This window comes from Bradyrhizobium huanghuaihaiense (genome assembly GCF_007830635.1).
In the GTDB taxonomy this organism is placed as follows: domain Bacteria; phylum Pseudomonadota; class Alphaproteobacteria; order Rhizobiales; family Xanthobacteraceae; genus Bradyrhizobium; species Bradyrhizobium huanghuaihaiense.
The window spans coordinates 62550-85057 of the sequence record NZ_VLLA01000007.1; the positions used below are offsets into that span (position 1 = coordinate 62550).

Sequence of the window (22508 nt, forward strand, 5' to 3'; positions counted from 1 at the left end):
GGCTTCCGTAGCTTGCGATGGGAAGGGCCTGCGGGACTGCGTCATGCATTCAAGGCGCAGTCCAAATTTCGGACGAGATAAACCAATCAGTAGGAATTGGTCCGGCCTGTTTTTGCGGCTCTGATTTGTTCTTTGAGAACGAAGTGGAGTCAGATGCGGAACGAAGGCTGACGGGTTGCATGACGTTGGAGTGCACGAATGAGTCCTTCCGGAGCTTTGATCGCGATCCTGCCGTGTAATGACCTTGATGCGTCGGAGCGGTTCTACAATCGGCTGGGCTTTGCGCGCCCGGACGGTGAAAGGCCTGCTCCGGGAGAGCCCGACACCTATCGCATGCTGTCGAACGGGAAGGGCGGATATCTACATCTGACGGACGCGGTCGAGGGATGGCTAACGCCGGGCAGCAACCCTTTTGGGCTTTATCTCTACCTCGAGAATGTTGATGCTGCAGCGCGCGAATTTCAGCAATCACCCGAAGACAAGCCGTGGGGGATGTACGAATTTGCGATCTCTGACCCAGATGAAACGTTAGTCCGTGTCGGTTGGCCAACCCATCTCCGCGCCGGGGCGCAATAATTCGTCTGCAACTGCCCATCGTGACATTTTGTGCTGCTGCGCTAACTGGGCCGCTCAGCGGCTCGCGAAGCAGGCATTCGCGGCCTGCCTCACGCCGTTCGCTCCATCCGTCGCGCGCGATACGCCTGCGGCGACATCAAGGTCAGCTTGCGGAACGCCTTGCGGAAGCTGCTTTCGTCCTCATAGCCGGCGGCGCGGGCGACGATCTTGATCGGCTGCGTCGTCGTCTCCAGCAGCGTGCGCGCATGCTCGACGCGGCGGCGCATGATGAAGGCTTGCGGCGGCTCGTGCGTGAGCTCCTGAAACTTCCGGTTCAGCGTGCGCTCGCTGAGGCCGAGCGCGCCCGCGAGGCGCTTGACCGTCATCGCCCTCTTGCCGGTGCGGCGAACCAGGAGATCGGCTTTGGTCAGCAGCGGGTCCTGCGAGAGCAGATAGCCGACGGGCATGAAGATCGATTGGCTGCGCTGCGCGGTATCGATCACGACGTAGTCCGCGCATAGTTTTGCGATCTCCTTGCCGTCGACCATCTCGATCAGCCTGAGCAGGAGGTCGACCCACGACATCGGTCCGGCCGCGCAGACGATGCGGTCCGCGACCGTGATGACGGCGTCGGCCGCGAGGTCGATCGTGGGATGCCGCTGCCGCAGCTCGCCTTGCAGCCACCAGGTGATGGTGGCGCGGCGGTTGTCGAGCAGACCGCTGCCTGCCAGCAGGAAGACGCCACTGCAAAACGCGCCGATCAGACGGCCGTTCGCATGCTGCTGCCGCAGCCAGGCGCCGGCACGGGCATATTGTGGCTTTAGGCGCGCGGCCGTGACGTGATCGACGAGATTGCCGGGGACGAGGATCGCATCGAAGCTGCCGCGTCTGGCGATGGCGCCATCAACCGCGACCATCCGGCCGCCGCCGGCGCGCACGTCCCGGCCGTCGAGCGACAGCGTCTGCCAGCTGAAGCGGGACGCTGCGCCGCTTTGCTGCATCACATGATTGGCGAGCGAGAGGACGTCGGCGATTCCGGCGATCGCCGAATGCATGCAACCTTCCAGTGCCAGAATTGCGAGCTTCATGAGACCTCCAGGAGGACGCTGTGATCCTAGCCGATCGCCGCGCCCGCGCGTGGCGGAAATTGCCCGATCTCTGGCTTATCCGCCACTGCCTTGCCGGGCCTGCCGGGTCCAAATTGGCAGCGTCGTCACACGACACGATTGGAGAGAGATATGCCTTACATCACCATTTCCACCATCCGCGGCATCCTGGATGCCGCGCAGAAGAAGACGCTGCTCGAGCGGATCACCGACGTGATGGTCGAGGTCGAAGGGCAGGGCAGCCCGGACTTCCGCCGCAACGTCTGGGTCAGGATCGAGGAGCAGGAGCCCTCGCACTGGTCGCTCGGCGGTATGCAGCCGACGAGCGAGATCATCGCGAGCACGTTCGGTGCGATCGGAGCCGATGGCGTGAGGGTGGCACGGTAGCAGCGGCTGGCACGGGGCGGATCAGTCGTCGTCATGGTCCGCCACTGCCTCTGCTCAACCGATCACCTCGCCATCCTGCATGGCCTTCCCATTGCGTTGCACAATCGCAACGTTGGTCTCCACGCGCAGCATTGAGGTTCTCGAGAGGAACACCATATCCTCTGCAAGGGAGCCCTTGCCGTGCAGACCATGAAGGCGGCCCTCGTTGCGGCGATCACCGTCGTGGCTTTGACCTGCTGCCTCCGTCCCAGCTCAGCGGAGGAGAGCGGCCGTGTAGCACTGATTGTTTCGATCGACGGGGCGATTGGCCCGGCGTCGGCCAGCTACGTGAAGGAGGCTTTGGCCAAGGCGAGCGAACGGCGCGCCGAGGTCGTGCTTCTGAGGATGAACACGCCCGGCGGTCTCAATTCCAGCATGCGTGAGATCATCGCGGATGTGCTCGCCTCGCCGATTCCCATCGTCGGTTACGTCGCTCCCTCCGGCGCCCACGCAGCGAGTGCGGGGACCTATATCCTCTATGCGACCCACATCGCGGCGATGGCGCCAGGCACCAATATTGGCGCCGCGACGCCGGTGCAGATTGGCGGGCCGCTGCCGGGTCTGCCCGGCGGTGCGCCGGACAAGGGCGGCAAGGACAAGAAGGACGGCGACCAGCAGAGCGAGCCCAAGGATCAGGCCAAGGATCAGCTCAAGGATCAGCTCAAGGATCCAATGACGGCGAAGGCGACCAATGATGCGGTCGCTTTCATCCGCAGCCTTGCGGAGCTGCGCGGCCGCAATGTGGACTGGGCGGAGAAGGCGGTCCGAGAGGCTGCCACGCTCTCTGCCAACGGCGCGCTCGAGGCTCATGCCATCGATCTCGTCGCGCGCGATCAGGCTGAATTGCTGAGGCAGCTCGACGGCCGTGTGGTGGAGGTTGCAGGCGGCAGGACGCAACGCCTCGCGACGAAGGATGCCGTCGTCGAAGCCATCGACCCCGGACGGATATCCCGCTTCCTGGCGGTCATCACCGATCCGAACGTGGCGTTCATTCTCCTGATGATCGGCATCTACGGCCTGATCTTCGAATTCATGTCTCCCGGCGCCGTCGCCCCGGGAGTCATCGGCGCGATCTGCCTGTTGATCGGCCTCTATGCGCTCAATCTGCTGCCGGTCAACTATGCCGGCTTCGCCCTGATGCTGGTCGGGCTCGTGCTTCTCACGATCGAGGCCTTCAATCCGACCGTGGTGATCGGTCTCGGAGGAATCATCGCTTTCGTGCTGGGAGCCTTGATGCTTTTCAGGGGCGAGGCGCCTGGCTACCAGCTGTCGTGGTGGGTGATCGGCATCACGACGGCCGTGTTCACCGGCTTTGCGCTCGTCGTGCTTGGTTCACTCCGGCGCATCCGCAAGGCTCCTGCACTGGTCGGGGCGAAGGCCATGCGAGGCTTGCCCGCGGAGGTTCTCGACTGGAACGGGAACGAAGGTCATGTCTTCGCCCACGGTGAGCGCTGGCAGGCGCGCGGTGCCGAAACGTTCATGCCCGGAGAGATGGCCGAAGTCGCGGGCGTCACCGACCTGACGCTGCTGATACGGCGCGCACCAGCCCGAACCGGCGAGGGAGGTCCATCATGATGCTGGAATATCTGACTTATGCGGCGCTTGCGCTGCTTGTCGTCATGTTTCTATCCCAGGCCATTCGAATCCTTCGCGAATACGAGCGTGGCGTCGTCTTTACACTCGGCCGCTTCACCGGCGTGAAAGGACCGGGCCTCATCCTCCTCATTCCGGTCGTGCAGCAACTCGTCAAGGTCGATCTCCGGGTGATGGTGCAGGTGGTGCCGCCGCAGGACGTGATTTCCCGGGACAACGTGTCCGTCAAGGTCAACGCCGTTCTGTACTTTCGCATCGTCGACCCCGAACGTGCCATTATCAAGGTCGGCGACTACATGGCCGCCACCAGCCAGCTCGCCCAGACCACGTTACGCTCGGTTCTCGGCAAGCACGAGCTCGACGAGATGCTCGCCGAGCGCGACAGGTTGAACGCCGACATCCAGGAGATCCTCGACAAGCAGACCGACGTCTGGGGCATCAAGGTCACCGGCATAGAGATCAAGGACGTCGATCTCAACGAAACCATGGTTCGCGCGATCGCCAAACAGGCCGAAGCCGAGCGCTTGCGGCGGGCCAAGGTGATCAATGCAATGGGCGAGCAGCAGGCTGCTGAAAAGCTCGTCGAAGCCGGCCGGATTCTCGCGCAGGAGCCCCAGGCGATGCAGCTGCGTTATTTCGCAGCTCTCCATGACATCGCGGGCGAACGGTCGTCGACCGTCGTCTTTCCGCTCCCGACGGGTTTGCTCGATCATTTCATGCCACGGCGGGACAACCCCTAGGGAAAGCAGCAGGCTGACCCATCTTCGGCCTCAATGGGCGTATCGAATATCGATCCCACCTTAAACGTGAGGACAATTCGATGACGAAGCCTACCGCCAGCCCAACCAGCTGTCGCCAAATTCGAACATCCATGCTCGCCATTCCACTGCTGTCCTTTGCGCTCTGGTCCGGCGGCATCGGCGCAGCCGCGCACGCCGCAGAGCCGGGCAAGGACGCTGCGGCCGGCAGCCTGCCGCGCATTCTCGTGCTTGCGACGGGCGGCACCATCGCGGGCCAGGCCGATCCGCGTGCGACCGGCGCCTACAAGTCGGGCCAGATCACCGGCGAGCAGCTGATGGCGTCGGTGCCGGGCCTCGACAAGCTGGCAAAGCTGAACGCCGAGCAGATTTCATCGATCGGGTCCCAGGACATGAACGACAAGGTCTGGTTCGCGCTGGCCCGTCGCATCCAGGATGCCTTCGACAAGAACGAAGCCGACGGCGTCATCATCACCCATGGCACGGATACGCTGGAGGAGACCGCGTTCTTTCTCGACAACGTGGTGCGCGGCGACAAGCCGGTGGTGATCGTCGGCTCGATGCGGCCGGCCACTGCGGTCAGCGCCGACGGCCCCGGCAATCTCTACGAGGCGGTGCAGGTCGCCGCCGATCCGCGCTCGCGCGGCCGCGGCGTCATGGCCGTGCTGAACGACAAGATTCAGGGCGCGCGCTCGGTGACGAAGACTAACACGACGAGCATCGAGACCTTCAGCTCCCCCAATGACGGGCCGGTCGGCTATGTCGACACCGCCGGCGGCATCCGTTTCATGACCCAGGCCGCCGGCTTCAAGCGCGCGACCTATCAGCTCCCGGCCGGCGAGCAATTACCGCGCGTCGAGATCGTCTACTCACACGCCAATATGGACGCCGTTCCGATCGAGGATGCCATCTCGCACGGCGCCAAGGGCATCGTGCTGGCCGGCGTCGGCGACGGCAATACGTCGAAGTCCGCCCTCGATGCGCTCGAGGCCGCCGCAAAGAAGGGCATCATCGTCGTCCGCTCGACGCGGGTTCGATCCGGCTTCGTGACGCGGAATGTCGAGGTCGACGACGACAAGAACGGGTTTGTCGTGTCCGAGGATCTCAATCCGCAGAAGGCGCGGGTGCTCACCCAGTTGCTGATCGCGGGCGGGGTGACGGGGCCGGCCGAGCTGCAGCGGGCGTTCACGGCGACGTGGTAGCGGCCGAGTAGGATGGGTAGAGCGCAGCGAAACCCATCGATCTCGCAAATGGTTAGATGATGGGTTTCGCTGCGCTCTACCCATCCTACGATGCCAAACGAAAAGGCGCCCCTCGCGGAGCGCCTTTTGCTTGTTGCAGAGAGTTCGGGCCGCTTAGCCCGAATAGTACATGTCGAACTCGATCGGGTGCGGGGTCATCTCGAAGCGTTCGACCTCGGTCATCTTCAGCTCGATGTAAGCGTCGATGAAGTCGTCGTCGAACACGCCGCCGTTCTTGAGGAAGCCGCGGTCCTTGTCGAGGTTTTCCAGCGCCTCGCGGAGCGAGCCGCAGACGGTCGGGATCTGCTTCAGCTCTTCCTTCGGCAGGTCGTAGAGGTCCTTGTCCATCGCCGGACCCGGATCGATCTTGTTCTTGATGCCGTCGAGGCCGGCCATCAGCATCGCGGCGAAGCCGAGATAGGGATTGGCAAGCGGATCGGGGAAGCGCACCTCGACACGCTTGGCCTTCGGCGAAGCGGTGTAGGGGATGCGGCAGGAGGCCGAGCGGTTGCGTGCGGAGTAGGCCAGCAGCACCGGGGCCTCGTAGCCCGGGACCAGACGCTTGTAGGAGTTGGTCGACGGGTTGGTGAAGGCGTTGATCGCCTTGGCGTGCTTGATGATGCCGCCGATGTAGTGGAGGCAGGTCTCCGACAGGTCGGCATACTTGTTGCCGGCGAACACCGGCTTGCCGTCCTTCCAGATCGACTGGTGCACGTGCATGCCCGAGCCGTTGTCGCCGTAGACCGGCTTCGGCATGAAGGTGGCGGTCTTGCCGTAGATGTGGGCGACCTGATGGATGCAGTATTTGTAGATCTGCAGGTGGTCGGCCATCAGCGTCAGCGTGTCGAACTTCATGCCGAGCTCGTGCTGGGCGGAAGCGACCTCGTGGTGATGCTTCTCGACCTTGACGCCCATCTTGGCCATGGCGCCGAGCATCTCGGAGCGCATGTCCTGCACCGAGTCCTGCGGCGGGACGGGGAAGTAGCCGGCCTTGGTGCGGATGCGGTGGCCGAGGTTGCCGCCTTCATATTCCGTGTCGGTGTTGGTCGGCAGTTCCGAGGAGTCGAGGCGGAAACCGGTGTTGTAGGGGGAGGAGGAGAAGCGCACGTCGTCGAACACGAAGAACTCGGCTTCGGGACCGACGAACACGCTGTCACCCACGCCCATCGACTTCACCATGGCTTCGGCCTTCTTGGCGATGCCGCGGGGGTCGCGGTTGTAGGGCTCGCCGGTGGTCGGCTCGAGCACGTCGCAGGTGATGACCATCGTGGTCTCGGCGAAGAACGGATCGATCGTCGCGGTCACCGGATCGGGCATCAGGCACATGTCGGACTCGTTGATCGCCTTCCAGCCGGCGATCGAGGAGCCGTCGAACATCGTCCCTTCGGCGAAAATGTCCTCATCGATCATGCTGACGTCGAACGTGACGTGCTGCCACTTGCCGCGCGGATCGGTGAAGCGCAGGTCGACGTATTTGACGTCGTTGTCCTTGATCGATTTCAGGACGTCTTTGGCGGTCTTCATGCATACCCCTTTTGGCTCTGCGGGTCGGTTTCCAGGTGAGCAAGATTGTTCTCGCTTTTGGCGAGTTCGCGCGCGACCGCACAAACGAAATCAGGCCGCCGAAGCAGCCTTATTTCTTGTCAGAGTGTCGCAAAATGCGGGATAGCACCCGGCTTAGATAGCGTCCAGCCCGGATTCGCCGGTCCGGATGCGGATCGCCTCTTCGATGTTGGAGACGAAAATCTTGCCGTCGCCGATGCGCCCGGTTTGCGCGGCGCGGCGGATCGCGTCGATGGCGCGCTCGACCAGATCGTCGCCGATCACGATCTCGATCTTCACCTTGGGCAGGAAGTCGACGATGTATTCTGCGCCGCGGTAAAGCTCGGCGTGACCCTTCTGCCGGCCGAAGCCCTTGGCCTCGGTGACCGTGATGCCCTGAAGGCCGACTTCCTGAAGCGCTTCCTTCACCTCGTCGAGCTTGAACGGCTTGATGATGGCTTCAATTTTCTTCACTGCGCGCCTCCCGGCCTTTCGATCAAATAGCAACGTCTTCGTCAGGATGCGCTTTTCTTAACGCACGATGTTGTCTTCGCTATGCCGGGATCCCTGACCAGTCCGGCAACAACGGCCGGCCACACCCTGATAAATGCCAGTGAGCACGACGAACCGAAGCGGCTTCCTCGAAAGCAGGGTCTATGCCAAGTTGCAAATGCCCTGATTATTGGAGCGTTATCAGCCTTTTAACGAGCATCTCTGATAGGTGGTGCCGACCGGGCCAAAATACCGAAGACTACGAAATAGGCAAACAGTTCAGTATCTGTGCAGATCGGCGTCCCCGGGGACGGATCGGCACAAAAGATGCCTGTTGAAGAGGCGTTTGTACCAGGGAAGTGGCATGGAAGTTCTGACCAACGCCGAAATGCAGCGCGCCGACCAGCTCGCGATCGCGGCCGGGACCCCCGGCTTCAAGCTGATGCTGAGCGCGGGCCAGGCGGTTGCGGAGGCCGCCAACGCGCTGGTGGAGGAGGGGCCGATCCTGATCGTGGCCGGTCCCGGCAACAATGGCGGTGACGGTTTTGTCGCAGCCGCCGAGCTCGCCGCGCAAGGCCGCGAGGTCTCGGTGATCCTGATGTGCGAGCGCGATCAGCTCCAGGGCGATGCGGCCTCGGCCGCGCGCGGCTGGAAGCATCCGGTGCTCCCGTTCAATCCGCAGGCGATCGGAAGACCTGCGCTGATCATCGATGCGCTGTTCGGCGCGGGCCTCAGCCGCCCCGTCGAGGGCGAGGCGTGGGAGATGATCGAGGCGATCAACGCCAACGGCGCGCCAGTGCTCGCGGTCGACCTGCCGAGCGGCATCAACGGCACCAGCGCGGCGGTGCTGGGCGTGGCGGTCAACGCCACCGAGACCGTCACCTTCTTCCGCAAGAAACCGGCGCACCTGCTGCTGCCGGGACGGATGCATTGCGGCCGGGTGCGGGTTGCCGACATCGGTATCGACGCACAGGTTCTGGACGAGATCGGGCCGCAGATTTTCGAGAACGATCCGGATTTCTGGGGCGCGGCGTTTCCGGTGCCGCGCATCGACGCCCACAAATATGCGCGAGGTCACGTGCTTGCGGTCTCCGGCGACGCGGCCGCGACCGGCGCGGCGCGGCTCGCCGCGCGCGGGGCGCTACGCGCCGGCGCAGGCCTGGTGACTTTGGCCACTCCGCGCGATGCGCTCGCGATCAATGCGGCCGCGCTCACCGCGGTGATGGTGCGCCCCGTCGATACCGTGGTCGAGTTCGGCGAGCTGCTCGGTGACAAGCGCTACAACACCTGCATCATCGGTCCCGGCGCCGGGGTAGGCGAGCGCACCTGCGACATGGTGCACACCGCGCTCACCGCGCAGCGCCATCTGGTGCTGGACGCGGACGCGCTGACGAGCTTTGCCGCAAACCCCGAGCGCCTGTTCGAATCGATCAAGTCCTCGCACGACAGTGCGGTGGTGCTGACGCCGCACGAGGGCGAGTTTCCGCGCCTGTTCTCCGATCTCAGCAACAAGCATCCGGGCCGCTCCAAGCTCGAGCGCGTCCGCGCCGCCGCCGAGCGCTCCGGCGCGGTGGTGCTGCTGAAGGGGCCCGATACCACCATCGCCGCGCCCGACGGCCGCGCCACCATCGCCGCCAACGCGCCGCCCTGGCTGGCCACGGCAGGTGCCGGAGACGTGCTCTCCGGCATCATCGCCGGTCTTCTCGCGCAGGGCGTGCCGGCCTTCGAAGCCGCCAGCATCGGCGTCTGGATGCATGGCGAGGGGGCAAGCGAAGCGGGGCCGGGCCTGATCGCGGAGGACCTGACCGAGACGCTGCCGGCTGTGCACCGGCGCATCTATGATGCGCTGGGGATCGAATACTGAGCTGCCAAGTAGGATGGGTAGAGCGAAGCGAAACCCATCATCTCAAATCTTGGTGCGGTAACGATGGGTTTCGCTACGCTCTACCCATCCTACGAAGTCTCACTCCACCCCATACCACCGCACCAGCCGCGGCGCGGCCCAGTCCGTCACAACCGACTCGAGCAGCCATCGTCCGGGCGAGGTCGCCGCGAAGGCGATGCGCTGGGTCTGGCCGGGCTCGATCGCGAGCGTGTCGAGCCAGTAGGGCTTCCAGCCGTCGTCGAGCCTGTCGAGCAGGCGGAACGGATGGCCGTGCAGGTGGAACACGGTGGTCGCGGGTGCAGGGTTCTTGAGGGCCAGCACGACGGTGCGGCCGGCCTTGGCGCGGAAGGCGGGGGCGGAGGCCGTGGAGAAGTTTGCAGGCCGGGCCCAGCCGGCATCGGGGGCGCCGAGCGCGACATCGAACCGCAGGGCGCCCTTCAGATCGAGCTTCTCGGGCAGGTCGTTCGATGGGAGGGGCTGCGGCGGCAACAGCGGCGCGCGCCGCTCCGATTGGCCCGATATCTTGAGGCTGCCGACCTGGCGCGCCTCCTTGCCGTCATGCAGCAGGAATGCGGCCGTTGTGGCCGTATCGACAAACGCGTCGGCTCGTCCGCCGGGCGCCAGCACCAGGGCGCCGTTGCGCGCCGGAAACGGCTCGGCGGGCTGCCCGTCCAGGGCCATCACGCGGACCTCATGGCTTTCCAATTTGATCGCCAGAACAGTACGTTGGGAGCCGTTGATAAAGCGCAGCCGCAGCCTCTCATTGGTTGCGGCTGAGAGTTCGAATGAAGTCTGCCCGTTGACCGTGTAGAGCGGTGTCGTGTCCTTGGGATCCTGGCCCGGCGGGACCGCGGTGCCATCCGGCCGCAGGCGCCATTCCTCGATCAGCAGGATCTCGTCGCGATCGACGGCAACCGGGCTTGTCTCGACCGCGATGATCGGAAGCGGACGCGCCGGCTGCTTCAGGCCGTCCTCGAAGAGCCGGAAGTCGGCCAGCAGGGTTCCTGCGTTAGATATTGAAACAATTGACGTTTCGGTCGTGCTCGGGGCTGCCGGCGCGCGTCCCCGGAGCGGGTCCGCTGCGGCCGGGGCATTGAGGCCGTACCAGACTGGTGCAAGTGGCACAGGCAGGTCGTTCCGAAACACCACCTCGCAGCGGTCAAAGCGCTTGAGACGGACGTCCTTGAGATGGCTTACGGCGGCCAGCTCCCAGATTGGTGTCGCCGGCTGACCCGATCTCAGAGCCAGTGTTGCCGGCCTTGCCTGAAGTGCGAGCTGGGCGGTCACGGACGGGCCGGCGCCGCCGGCGATCAGCCCTGCCGCCGAGGCTCCGAGGCCTGCCAAAAGCTCCCGTCTGTTCAGGTCAAAAATCCGCGGCTTCATGGCGCGATCCGGACCACGCCGCGCTGGATAAGTCCAGCCGTCGTGCCTACTTTAAGCCTGCCCGCATCAGGCCATTTTTTTGCTGCGAACAGTCAGGCACATGTTATAAGCCCGGCCGCCCGCGGCATCGCGGCCGGTCTTGATGCAAATTCACGCGGGCGTGGCGGAACTGGTAGACGCGCTGGATTTAGGTTCCAGTGACGAAAGTTGTGGGGGTTCGAGTCCCTCCGCCCGCACCAAGCGCTTATCGCGTTTGCACGGATTACGAGGGCCTGCTCCTGGCGGATGTTGTCCGCCTGAAGCCGGTCCGATGAACCACCGGCGTTGAGGCGCTTGCCTCGCGCCGGATCGATTAATGACAGCGTCCCGACGCATGCGCGCCGGGGCCGAACGAAAAGAAGATTGGACGCCATGCAGGTCACAGAGACCCTCTCGGAAGGTTTGAAGCACGAGTTCAAGATCAGCGTTCCCGCCTCTGATCTCGACGCCAAGGCTGGCGCTAAGCTCGTCGATCTCAAGGACAAGGTCCGTATCAACGGCTTCCGCCCCGGCAAGGTGCCGGTGACGCATCTGAAGAAGGTCTATGGCCGCTCGGTGATGGCCGAGACCATCGACCAGACCATCCGCGACACCAACACGCAGCTGTTCTCCGAGCGCGGCTTCCGTCTCGCGACCGAGCCGAAGATCACGATGCCGACCGAGCAGGCCGAGGTCGAGGAGCTGCTGAACGGCAAGACCGATCTGACCTACACGGTCGCGATCGAGGTGGTGCCGTCGATCGCGCTCGCCGACTTCAAGACCTTCCAGGTCGAGAAGCCCGTTGCTGAAGTGACCGATTCCGACGTCGACGAGGCGATCAAGCGCATCGCGGACAGCAACCGTGGTTATGCCGCCAAGGGCGAGGGCGAAAAGGCCGCCTCCGGCGATCGCGTCACCATCAACTTCAAGGGCACCATCAACGGCGAAGCCTTCGAGGGCGGTGCCGGCGAGGGCATCCAGGTCGTGATCGGCTCCAACACCTTCATCCCGGGCTTCGAGGAGCAGCTCATCGGCATCGGCGCCAACGAGACGCGCACGCTGAAGGTCTCGTTCCCGAAGAACTACATGAGCGAGAAGCTCGCCGGCCAGCCGGCCGAGTTCGAGACCACCGCGACGCTGATCGAAGCGCCGCAGGACGTTGCGATCGACGACGAGTTCGCCAAGACACTCGGCCTGGAATCGCTGGACAAGCTGAAGGAAGCCGCGCGCGAGCGTCTGGTTGCCGAGTTCGCGACCGCGACGCGCCAGCGCGTCAAGCGCGCGCTGCTCGATCGTCTCGACGAAGCGCATCGCTTCGAGGCGCCGCCCTCGCTGGTCGACGAGGAGTTCAATCTGATGTGGAACTCGGTCAAGGCCGAGATGGACTCCGCCGGCAAGACCTTTGCCGACGAGGACACCACCGAGGACAAGGCGAAGGAAGAGTACCGCAAGATCGCCGACCGCCGCGTGCGGCTCGGCCTCGTGCTCTCCGAGATCGGCGAGAAGAACAAGATCACCGTGACCGATGACGAGGTCGGCCGCGCCGTGATCGAGCGCGCCCGGCAGATGCCCGGCCGCGAGAAGGAGGTCTGGGACTACTATCGCAGCAACGCCCAGGCGCTGGCCCAGCTTCGTGCGCCGATTTACGAGGACAAGGTCGTCGACTTCATCCTCGAACTTGCCAACGTGACCGAGAGGAAGGTCTCGCGCGAGGATCTCTACAAGGACGACGAGGCGGAAAAGACCGCAGCCTGAAGGCTCCAGAGCGTTTTCGAGCGAAGTGGATACCGGTTCGCGTGAAGAAGACGCGTCAAAATAGAAGCTGGAGCCCCTTTCCGATTCCATCGGAACGGGGCTCCAGGACAGTCTTCTATTAAGGATGATCAGCGAAGGGGCCCAGCTAGCCAGATGGTCGGCTGGGTCTTTTTGCGAGAATCAGCTTCAAGTCCCCAGTGGATTAAGCCTTAATTCGCTCCGCACTTGTCTGACGCGAATTGGGCTATATGTGTCGGTACGCCCTGTACCCAAGTCTTCTGCTAACAAGCGTTCTACTTCTACCAACTTCCTGCATCACGGGACGTCCATCGGCCTTCCGGCACATCCAGCCCAAACTGGCAGCCAAGACTGGCGATGTCCGCCTCCTAAAACCCTAGGTGACTCATGCGCGATCCGGTTGAAACCTACATGAACCTCGTGCCCATGGTGGTCGAGCAGACCAACCGTGGCGAGCGCGCCTACGATATTTTCTCGCGCCTCTTGAAGGAGCGCATCATCTTCGTGACCGGTCCGGTCGAGGACGGCATGTCGACGCTGATCGTCGCGCAGCTGTTGTTCCTCGAGGCGGAAAATCCGAAGAAGGAAATCTCGATGTACATCAACTCGCCGGGCGGCGTGGTGACGTCGGGCCTTGCGATCTACGACACCATGCAATTCATCCGCCCGCCGGTCTCGACGCTCTGCACCGGCCAGGCCGCCTCGATGGGCTCGCTGCTGCTCTGCGCCGGTGAGAAGGACATGCGCTTCTCGCTGCCGAACGCACGCATCATGGTGCACCAGCCCTCCGGCGGCTTCCAGGGCCAGGCCACCGACATCATGCTGCACGCCCAGGAAATCCTGAACCTGAAGAAGCGGCTCAACGAGATCTACGTGAAGCACACCGGCCAGACCTACAAGACGATCGAGGATGCGTTGGAACGCGACAAGTTCCTGACCGCCAACGACGCCAAGGAGTTCGGCCTGGTCGACAAGGTCATCGACAAGCGCGCCGAGGAGCCGGCGCCGGCGAAGGCCCCGTAGCACTACTGGACCGTAACGGCGATCCCTGGGATCGCCGGGGTCCCATCAGGGCGGCGTTCACGCTAGGTACGCGTGTGCGCAATGCAAAACGTCGTTTTGGGCCCTGCGGCAGGCAGAAAGTTCCGCTTTCGTGCTTGTTATTTCGTGGTAATCCAGCAACGCCGGGGTGATTTCGGTCACTTCGCCCGTGCCAGGACCGGAAATCACGGTATTGTCACGGGTAGCGCGCGACCCCCGATTAGCGAATTCTTGATAGTCGGGTGACAGCATGGTTGGCTACGATTGATCGGCTATGATCGCGGGAGAATCGAGTGACCGTGATTCGCACGGGATGTAGTAACGCGTAGGTCTTTTTTGGTACGGAATTTGCTCTATTTGAACTTCATCCCGACCATCGTATCGGAATGGAGCGATCGAGCGGAACGGGATCGAACCGCGGACGGAGACATGAATGAGTAAGGTCGGCACGAGCGACTCCAAGAACACGCTATATTGCTCGTTCTGCGGCAAGAGCCAGCACGAAGTCCGCAAACTGATCGCGGGTCCCACGGTCTTCATCTGCGACGAGTGCGTTGAGCTCTGCATGGACATCATCCGTGAGGAGAACAAATCCTCGCTGGTGAAGTCGCGCGACGGCATTCCGACGCCGAAGGAAATCTGCAAGGTGCTGGACGACTACGTCATCGGCCAGAGCCATGCGAAGAAGGTCCTGTCGGTCGCGGTGCACAACCACTACAAGCGCCTCAACCACCAGACCAAGCACAACGACGTCGAGCTCGCGAAGTCGAACATCCTGCTGATCGGTCCGACCGGTTCGGGCAAGACGCTGCTCGCGCAGACGCTCGCCCGCATCCTGGACGTGCCGTTCACGATGGCGGATGCGACGACGCTGACCGAAGCCGGCTATGTCGGCGAGGACGTCGAGAACATCATCCTGAAGCTGCTCCAGGCCGCCGACTACAATGTCGAGCGCGCCCAGCGCGGCATCGTCTACATCGACGAAATCGACAAGATCAGCCGCAAGTCCGACAATCCCTCGATCACGCGCGACGTGTCGGGTGAGGGCGTGCAGCAGGCTCTGCTGAAGATCATGGAAGGCACGGTGGCTTCGGTCCCGCCGCAGGGCGGCCGCAAGCATCCGCAGCAGGAGTTCCTGCAGGTGGACACCACCAACATCCTGTTCATCTGCGGCGGCGCCTTCGCCGGCCTCGAGAAGATCATCTCGGCGCGCGGCCGGTCGACCTCGATCGGTTTCGCGGCCCAGGTGATGGCGCCGGAAGATCGCCGGACCGGCGAGATCTTCCGTCACGTCGAGCCTGAGGATCTCCTGAAGTACGGTCTCATCCCCGAGTTCGTCGGTCGTCTGCCCGTCGTGGCGACGCTCGAGGACCTCGACGAGACCTCGCTGAAGAAGATCCTGACCGAGCCGAAGAACGCGCTGGTGAAACAGTACCAGCGGCTGTTCGAGATGGAGAACATCGAGCTGACCTTCGCCGACGAGGCGCTTGGCGCGGTTGCCCGCAAGGCCATCGAGCGCAAGACCGGCGCGCGTGGTCTGCGTTCGATCCTCGAGGCGATCCTGCTCGAGACCATGTTCGACCTGCCGGGCCTGGAAGGTGTGGAAGAAGTCGTGATCTCCCGCGAAGTCGTGGAAGGTACGGCGCGTCCGCTCTACATCTACGCCGATCGGACCGATCGCGCCGTCGAGAATGCCAGCGCCTGATTTCCGGCGCTGGAACGCTCCAATCGTCTCATCGAGTTGGGCTGCGGACGTGTATCTCCGCAGCCGGTGTTGCGTTCGCTTATCCGCGTGCGTAAGCGCCTGATGGCGCGCGTTTTTCAATGACTTGACACCCCCCGGGTCGATAGCCACCTAATGTCGGCGGCGAGCGAGAATTCTCTTCAAGATTCGCCTCTGTTCCGATCCGGCGAGCCGGTCCAACTTTCAAGAGGACCGACCGGTTTTGTGGATCACCTCGGCACCTTGTGGCGGTTGCGCATGAGCATGGCGGACTGCGTGCAAGGGGGCAAAGCAAAAGGAAAAGGCCATGACTAATCCAAAACCCCGGCCAACCATCGTCCACGGCGAAGCGCACGCCTATCCCGTGCTGCCGCTGCGCGACATCGTCGTCTTCCCGCACATGATCGTTCCGCTCTTCGTCGGTCGCGAGAAGTCGATCCGCGCGCTTGAAGAGGTGATGAAGAACGACGCGCTGATCATGCTCGCGACGCAGAAGAACGCGTCCGACGACGATCCGGCGCCCGACGCCATTTACGAGACCGGTACGCTTGCCAGCGTGCTCCAGCTCCTGAAGCTTCCCGACGGCACCGTGAAGGTGCTGGTCGAAGGGCTCGAGCGTGCGCGCGTGCAGAAGTACACCGATCGCGCCGATTACTATGAAGCCACCGCCGTGGCGCTCGCCGACACCGATGCGAAATCGGTCGAGGCGGAAGCCCTGGCGCGCTCGGTCGTGTCCGACTTCGAGAGCTATGTGAAGCTCAACAAGAAGATCTCGGCCGAGGTCGTCGGCGTCGTGCAGGCGATCACCGATTTCGCCAAGCTCGCCGATACGGTTGCCTCGCATCTCGCGGTCAAGATCGCCGACCGCCAGGGCATCCTGGAGACGCTGTCCGTCACCACGCGCCTCGAGAAGGTGCTGGGCCTGATGGAGAGCGAGATCTCGGTGCTGCAGGTCGAGAAGCGCATCCGCTCGCGCGTCAAGCGCCAGATGGAGAAGACCCAGCGCGAGTATTATCTCAACGAGCAGATGAAGGCGATCCAGAAGGAACTCGGCGACGACGACGGTCGCGACGAGCTCGCCGATCTCGAGGAGAAGATCGCCAAGACCAAGCTCTCCAAGGAAGCGCGCGAGAAGGCGCAGCACGAATTGAAGAAGCTGCGCCAGATGTCGCCGATGTCCGCGGAAGCGACCGTCGTGCGCAACTATCTGGATTGGCTGCTGTCGATTCCGTGGAACAAGAAGTCCAAGGTGAAGAAGGACCTGGAGGCCGCTCAGGCCATCTTGGACTCCGATCACTACGGGCTCGAGAAGGTCAAGGAACGCATCGTCGAGTATCTCGCAGTGCAGTCGCGCGCCAACAAGCTGACCGGGCCGATCCTGTGCCTCGTCGGGCCTCCCGGCGTCGGCAAGACCTCGCTCGGCAAGTCGATCGCGAAGGCGACCGGACGTGAGTTCGTGCGCGTGTCGCTCGGCGGCGTGCGCGACGAGGCCGAGATCCGCGGTCACCGCCGCACCTATATCGGCTCGATGCCCGGCAAGATCATCCAGTCGATGCGGAAGGCGAAGTCGTCCAATCCGCTGTTCCTGCTGGACGAGATCGACAAGATGGGCGCCGATTTCCGCGGCGATCCGTCCTCGGCGCTGCTCGAGGTTCTCGACCCCGAGCAGAACGGGACCTTCAACGACCACTATCTCGAGGTCGACTACGATCTGTCCAACGTGATGTTCATCACGACCGCGAATACGCTGAATATTCCAGGTCCCCTGATGGACCGCATGGAGATCATCCGGATCGCGGGCTACACCGAGAATGAGAAGGTCGAGATCGCGCGCAAGCATCTGATCCCGAACGCGGTGTCCAAGCACGGCCTGGACTCCAAGGAGTTCTCGATCGACGACGACGCGCTGCTGCTTCTGATCCGCCGCTACACCCGCGAAGCGGGCGTGCGCAATTTGGAGCGTGAGCTCTCCACACTCGCCCGCAAGGCGGTGAAGGAGCTGATGATCTCCAAGAAGAAGTCGGTCAAGGTCACCGAGAAGACTCTGGAAGAGCTGCTCGGCGTGCCGAAGTACCGCTTCGGCGAGATCGAGAGCGAGCCGCAGGTCGGCATCGTCACCGGCCTTGCCTGGACCGATGTCGGCGGCGAGCTGCTGACGATCGAAGGCGTCATGATGCCCGGCAAGGGCAAGATGACGGTCACGGGCAACCTGCGTGACGTGATGAAGGAATCGATCTCGGCGGCGGCGTCCTACGTCCGCTCCCGCGCGATCAACTACGGCATCGAGCCGCCGATGTTCGACCGCCGCGACATCCACGTGCACGTGCCGGAAGGCGCGACGCCGAAGGACGGTCCGTCCGCGGGCGTGGCCATGGCCACCGCGATCATCTCGGTGATGACCGGCATCCCGGTCCGCCACGATGTCGCGATGACCGGTGAGATCACGCTGCGCGGCCGCGTGCTGCCGATCGGCGGTCTCAAGGAGAAGCTGCTGGCTGCGGCCCGCGGCGGCATCAAGACGGTGCTGATCCCCGAGGACAACGCCAAGGATCTCACGGAGATTTCCGATGCGATCAAGGGCGGCATGGAGATCATCCCGGTCTCGCGCCTCGACGACGTCGTCGCCAAGGCCCTGGTGAAGAAGCCGGTGCCGATCGTCTGGGAAGAGGACACCAAGGTGACGGTGAAGCCGGACGGCGATGAAGCCGCCGGCGGCCTGACCGCTCACTGATCTCAAGCGAAAGATGATAAAACGGCGCCTTCGGGCGCCGTTTTCGTTTCGGCGGCGGGAGAGAGCGATGCAGGTCGACGGACAGTGCCATTGCGGGAAGATCACCTTCGAGGCCGAGATCGACCCCGAGGCGGTCTCGGTGTGCCACTGCACCGACTGCCAGACGCTGACGGGATCACCGTTCCGGGTGACGGCGATCTGCACCGCGGCCGACGTCAAGCTGACCGCCGGCGCGCCCAAGGTCTACGGCAAGCGCGGCGACAACGGCCGGATGCGCTTCCAGCATTTCTGCGGCGACTGCGGTTCCCCGCTGTTTACCAGCGGCGAGGGCGAGGAGGCCGACGATTGGGGCATCCGCTGGGGCAGCATCCGCCAGCGCGGCGCCCTGCGGCCCGTCAGGCAGATCTGGTGCCAGTCGGCGGCCGTGTGGATCGACGCCGTGCCGCTGCTGCCGGGCAGGCCGCAGGATTGAGGCTGGCGTCGTTGGGCTGGGGTCTTGCCCCTTCGGGGCCTGTGAGGCTAAAGAGGCGGCGAGGGCGGTTAGCTCAGCTGGTTAGAGCATCTCGTTTACACCGAGAGGGTCCGCGGTTCGAATCCGTGACCGCCCACCAAGCTTTGCTCGAAAGCGAGGCAACACTTCAACGTCGACGCCAAAAGGTCGAACAGCAATCAAACCACTCGTGGTTTGACAGGTGTTCCAGTTTGAAAGACTCGCCTTCGCCGCGCTGCGCCCGCGGCGTTCACTTCGACAGGCACGATGCGACCGGGAGCGACGTGCACCGCAGGCACATCCACCTGCGCAACAGGCGGTGGCCCAATGAAATGCACGCGGGGGCGGCCTTGAGCGAGATCGGCAACGATTAGGGAGGGAGCGGAATGCTGGCACCACGGAAAGTGAAGAACAGCCAACTCTGGGCCCGAACGGGCCGGCACCAAAATTCGACCCGGCTAAACTCCTGAAGCTGCCGAAGAGTTAGGGACACACTTCCCTGTATCCGACCGATCCCGCACCCGACGAGCTCCCACCCTCGACCCGGCATCCCGATTTGACCGGACGACAGCCTGCGTTGCCGCATATAAGCTGCCCGCTTGCCTGAGGCTTGGATGGTTTGGCTTCCGTTTGCTTGCGCTCAGTATCCCGCTTCTTGGGTTCATCGCGCGTCGCGACCGGCTTCTTGTCCTGCACCTTCTCGCATTCATTGTCGTCATTGACGCGGTAGCCGGTGCGGCAGGCGATCTTCACGCAGGCATCGCCGTCGGCCTTGAAGCCGTGGTCGCAAACCAGCGGGCAGACGCGGCCCGGCCTGGCCTTGATCGCATCCAGCGCATCGAAGGTGGCGAGCTTGGCGTCGAACCTGGTGCCGGCGTACTTGTTGAACAGCGTCAGCGAGCGCTGTGACGCAAGGTTCCAATCGCCGTCTGCCGAGGCGGTCAAACAGCCGACGCGGCGCAGCTCGGACTGCACCAGTTTGGTGGTTTCCTGCGGCGACATGGCCGGAGGGGTCGAGGAAGATGTCACAGCCGCGATCTTCTGCTCGGCAGCAGCGGCGGCGGCTTGTTTCTCAGCCGCCTGCTTCGCGGCGAGTTCGGCGGCGGCCTTGTCGCTGGCGAGCTTGTCTACGAGCGCCTTCTCGGCGGCTTGCTTCTCGGCGAGCGCCTTCGCGACCGCGGCTTCGGCGTCCTTGCGCCGCTGCTCGGCTGCAGCGGCTTTGGCTTCCTCGATCTGCTTGGCCTTCTCGGCGGCAAGACGCTTGTCCTCGGCCGCCTTGGCTGCGGCCGCGGCCTTCTCCTGCTCGGCCTTGTTGGCGCGCTCGGCGGCAAGGCGGGCCTTCTCCTCTTCCGCCTGGCGAGCCTTGTCTGCCGTGATCGCGCGGGTTTCTTCGGCGGCGATCTTGTTCAGCTGGCCCTTGGCGAGATCGGCATAGAAGCCGTTCGGAAAGCGGTTGAGGAACGCTGTCCATCCGTCGCGCGTCCCGAGCTGAAGCGCCAGTTCGTAGTCGCGCCGGAGCTCGCTGTCGGGGTTTGCCTGCGGGCCTGCGGCGACAGGCTTGGCCGGGACCAGCGCCAGATCATCACCGCCGAGCGAGCCGTAAACATAAGGCTCCTGCTTGTAGCCGGTGTTCTTGAGCACGTCGTCGCGGACGAAGCCGAACGCCTTGCGCAGGTCGAGCCCGGGCGTGGGGAGGCGTTCGACCAGCGCTGCCGCAAACGGGCTGTTCCTGGAGTCTCCGTCGGAGGCAGTGGAGCCGGCCTTCGCCGCGAAGGCGATCATGGTGTTCGGGCTGGTCAGCTCGACCTTGGCGAGGCCGCGGCCAATGGCACGCGCGGCCATGGTCCGCTTCATTGTTTTCGCGAACGGGTTGTCCCGGCAGGCATCGAGGATGACGAGCCGGAGCTGCCTGGCCGACTCGACCGCGAACAGGGCGCGCTCCAGCGGCAGCGTCTCGTCGAGGACGTCGCTATCCGTCTCGAGGCTGGCATCCGTCGGGATTAGGTAATTGGTGCCGTCGAGTTCGATGCCATGGCCGGCATAGTAGACGACGGCGACATCGGCCTCACGCGTCCTGCCGCCGAAGTCGCGCAGCGCCCTGCGCATCTCCGCAGCGTTGAGGTCGAGCTTGATGTCGACCAGGTCGAACCCCGCCTTCTTCAGCATGCCGCCGACGAGCGAGGCGTCGTTCACGGGATTGGCAAGCCTCGGCGCGCTCTTGTAGGCGGAATTGCCGATCACGAGCGCCACGCGCTTTTCCGCCTGCGCACTTCCGCAGCCAAGACAGAAGACGGCCAATAAAAACAGAAAAATCCGAATCGCGCCCATTGCAGCCCCAAATCGCAATGTGACCAGAGTAGTCGCAGACTGCCATCGAGGCAAAAACCCCTGTGTGACGAAGGTCACAGGCGGCAGCACGAGGTGCGCCAAGCATCCCGACGTGATATCGCCGCTGTGCCGGTCTATGCGGTTGGACCGCGGTGGCGGTGGGGATCGCGCGGGACGGGAACGACCGGGGACAGCATGCAACAGCCTAGCGGACACGAGCAGAACGCCGACCAGATCGCCTATTGGAACGGCCCCAGCGGGCAGCGCTGGGCCGATCGCCACGCCGTGCAGGAAAAGCTGCTCGGCCCGATCGCCGATGTGCTGATCGAGCGCGCCAAACCGAAGCCGGGCGAGCGCGTGATCGACGTCGGCTGCGGCTCCGGTGCGACGACGGTGGCGTTCGCGAGGGCTGTCGCGCCGGATGGCTTTGCACTCGGGCTCGATGTGTCCGAGCCGATGCTGTCGCAGGCGCGGTCGCTGGCGCCAAAGGGCCTGCCGCTCGATTTCGTGCTGGCGGATGCGACGGTACATCTGTTCGAGCCGGCGAGCTTTGATCTCCTGGCCTCGCGCTTCGGCGTCATGTTCTTTGCCGATCCGGTCGCGTCCTTCGCCAATCTCCGCCGCGCGCTGAAGGCCTCGGGACGGCTCGCCTTCGTCTGCTGGCGCGAGCCGAAGGAAAATCCCTGGATGATGGCGCCGCTGATGGCGGTCTATAAGCATGTGCCGAAGATGCCTCCGGTCGGGCCTGAGGAGCCGGGCCCGTTCGCCTTTGCTTCGGAGGAGCGCGTGATGCGCATCCTGAATGGCGGAGGCTTCGTCGACGTCGCAATGGAGCCGCACAATCTGGCGATGGATATCGCGATCGGCGGCGGCCTCGACGCCGCGGTCGAGGGCTCGCTGCAGATTGGCCCGGCCAGCCGTGCGCTGCAGGGCCATCCGCCGGAGACCTATGAGGCCGCCAAAGCCTCGATCCGCGAGACGCTCGCGCCGTTCCTGAAGGGACAGAGCGTGGCGCTGCAGGGCGCGATCTGGATCGTGACGGCGAAGGCGGGGTAGACGCAAAATCCTTCGCCCCATCGGCAGACGACGAAGCCGGTGCTCTCATGCCGCATGATCGCTGCCGCGCAAGCATCCAGTTGGTCGGATCGCGGGGCGCGAGAGGGTGGGACGTGATTTGCGAGCCGTGCGGCGTGCTGCGTCGACATCATGAGGCGTAGGATGCAAGGGAGATCGGGTCGGAGCCTGATTCAACCGACAGGCGAACGGGTGCCGAACGCGCTTGAGAAACCCTGCTCTTGCTGCTAATCCCCAGCCGAACAGAGTTTCGGGATCCATGGCTCAAGTCACTCGGCTGTCACAACCTGCGCCTGAGGACCGTCTCAAGACGGGGGCGGCGACGTATTCGAGCGGCATCGCCGATGCT

Annotated in this window: 17 protein-coding genes and 2 tRNA genes; 14 read left to right on the forward strand and 5 right to left on the reverse strand. The window is 63.9% G+C overall.

Features of this window, described 5'->3' with window-relative positions:
- Positions 1-198: 198 nt before the first annotated feature.
- Positions 199-576: a VOC family protein gene (locus IQ16_RS16500; protein ID WP_018642432.1), complete on the forward strand. Its 378-nt coding sequence runs from the start codon at positions 199-201 to the stop codon at positions 574-576.
- Between the two features lie 89 nt (positions 577-665).
- Here IQ16_RS16500 and IQ16_RS16505 read toward each other — a convergent pair whose 3' ends face one another.
- The gene (locus IQ16_RS16505) at positions 666-1643 is read right to left on the reverse strand and encodes a GlxA family transcriptional regulator (RefSeq protein ID WP_018642431.1); all 978 of its coding nucleotides are present in this window, start codon (positions 1641-1643) and stop codon (positions 666-668) included.
- A gap of 150 nt (positions 1644-1793) precedes the next feature.
- On the opposite strand from IQ16_RS16505, the gene IQ16_RS16510 reads away from it, so the two are divergent.
- The 4 genes from IQ16_RS16510 (at position 1794) to IQ16_RS16525 (ending at position 5640) form a co-directional block, all read left to right on the forward strand.
- A complete protein-coding gene (locus IQ16_RS16510) occupies positions 1794-2048 on the forward strand; it encodes a tautomerase family protein (protein WP_018642430.1) in 255 nt (84 codons plus the stop codon).
- A 180-nt stretch (positions 2049-2228) separates the two neighbouring features.
- Positions 2229-3662: an NfeD family protein gene (locus IQ16_RS16515; protein ID WP_018642428.1), complete on the forward strand. Its 1434-nt coding sequence runs from the start codon at positions 2229-2231 to the stop codon at positions 3660-3662.
- Positions 3659-4420: a slipin family protein gene (locus tag IQ16_RS16520; protein ID WP_018642427.1), complete on the forward strand. Its 762-nt coding sequence runs from the start codon at positions 3659-3661 to the stop codon at positions 4418-4420. Before IQ16_RS16515 ends, IQ16_RS16520 begins: the two co-directional genes overlap by 4 nt.
- Before the next feature lie 131 nt (positions 4421-4551).
- Entirely contained in the window at positions 4552-5640 is a 1089-nt protein-coding gene (locus tag IQ16_RS16525; protein ID WP_244635727.1) for an asparaginase, read from the forward strand.
- Between the two features lie 153 nt (positions 5641-5793).
- Here IQ16_RS16525 and glnA read toward each other — a convergent pair whose 3' ends face one another.
- Together glnA and IQ16_RS16535 are read right to left on the reverse strand one after the other, a co-directional pair.
- The gene (gene glnA / locus IQ16_RS16530; protein ID WP_018642425.1) at positions 5794-7203 is read right to left on the reverse strand and encodes a type I glutamate--ammonia ligase; all 1410 of its coding nucleotides are present in this window, start codon (positions 7201-7203) and stop codon (positions 5794-5796) included.
- Positions 7204-7356: 153 nt separating this feature from the next.
- Positions 7357-7695, reverse strand: a complete 339-nt coding sequence (locus tag IQ16_RS16535; RefSeq protein WP_007603495.1) for a P-II family nitrogen regulator — start codon at positions 7693-7695, stop codon at positions 7357-7359.
- A 382-nt stretch (positions 7696-8077) separates the two neighbouring features.
- Between IQ16_RS16535 and IQ16_RS16540 the strand changes: the two genes are divergently transcribed.
- Positions 8078-9577, forward strand: coding sequence for an NAD(P)H-hydrate dehydratase (locus tag IQ16_RS16540; protein WP_145831613.1), 1500 nt, complete (start codon positions 8078-8080; stop codon positions 9575-9577).
- Positions 9578-9676: 99 nt separating this feature from the next.
- Here IQ16_RS16540 and IQ16_RS16545 read toward each other — a convergent pair whose 3' ends face one another.
- Positions 9677-10981 carry a multicopper oxidase domain-containing protein gene (locus IQ16_RS16545; RefSeq protein ID WP_145831614.1) on the reverse strand — a complete coding sequence of 435 codons (1305 nt, stop codon included), beginning with the start codon at positions 10979-10981 and terminating at the stop codon, positions 9677-9679.
- Positions 10982-11135: 154 nt separating this feature from the next.
- Between IQ16_RS16545 and IQ16_RS16550 the strand changes: the two genes are divergently transcribed.
- The 7 genes from IQ16_RS16550 (at position 11136) to IQ16_RS16580 (ending at position 18878) form a co-directional block, all read left to right on the forward strand.
- Positions 11136-11220, forward strand: a tRNA-Leu gene (locus IQ16_RS16550).
- A gap of 172 nt (positions 11221-11392) precedes the next feature.
- Positions 11393-12754 carry a trigger factor gene (tig, locus tag IQ16_RS16555; RefSeq protein WP_018642422.1) on the forward strand — a complete coding sequence of 454 codons (1362 nt, stop codon included), beginning with the start codon at positions 11393-11395 and terminating at the stop codon, positions 12752-12754.
- 405 nt (positions 12755-13159) lie between these two features.
- Positions 13160-13795 carry an ATP-dependent Clp protease proteolytic subunit gene (locus IQ16_RS16560; RefSeq protein ID WP_018642421.1) on the forward strand — a complete coding sequence of 212 codons (636 nt, stop codon included), beginning with the start codon at positions 13160-13162 and terminating at the stop codon, positions 13793-13795.
- Between the two features lie 451 nt (positions 13796-14246).
- The gene (gene clpX / locus IQ16_RS16565) at positions 14247-15518 is read left to right on the forward strand and encodes an ATP-dependent Clp protease ATP-binding subunit ClpX (protein ID WP_018642420.1); all 1272 of its coding nucleotides are present in this window, start codon (positions 14247-14249) and stop codon (positions 15516-15518) included.
- A 325-nt stretch (positions 15519-15843) separates the two neighbouring features.
- Positions 15844-18267: an endopeptidase La gene (gene lon / locus IQ16_RS16570; RefSeq protein ID WP_018642419.1), complete on the forward strand. Its 2424-nt coding sequence runs from the start codon at positions 15844-15846 to the stop codon at positions 18265-18267.
- A 67-nt stretch (positions 18268-18334) separates the two neighbouring features.
- Positions 18335-18739 (forward strand): GFA family protein, encoded by a 405-nt coding sequence (locus tag IQ16_RS16575; protein WP_018642418.1) that lies wholly within the window; start codon positions 18335-18337, stop codon positions 18737-18739.
- A gap of 62 nt (positions 18740-18801) precedes the next feature.
- Positions 18802-18878, forward strand: a tRNA-Val gene (locus tag IQ16_RS16580).
- A 362-nt stretch (positions 18879-19240) separates the two neighbouring features.
- Here IQ16_RS16580 and IQ16_RS16585 read toward each other — a convergent pair.
- Positions 19241-21085: a caspase family protein gene (locus tag IQ16_RS16585; protein WP_018642417.1), complete on the reverse strand. Its 1845-nt coding sequence runs from the start codon at positions 21083-21085 to the stop codon at positions 19241-19243.
- Positions 21086-21280: 195 nt separating this feature from the next.
- Here IQ16_RS16585 and IQ16_RS16590 point away from each other — a divergent pair, with 195 nt between their 5' ends.
- The gene (locus IQ16_RS16590) at positions 21281-22141 is read left to right on the forward strand and encodes a class I SAM-dependent methyltransferase (RefSeq protein ID WP_018642416.1); all 861 of its coding nucleotides are present in this window, start codon (positions 21281-21283) and stop codon (positions 22139-22141) included.
- Positions 22142-22508: the final 367 nt, after the last annotated feature.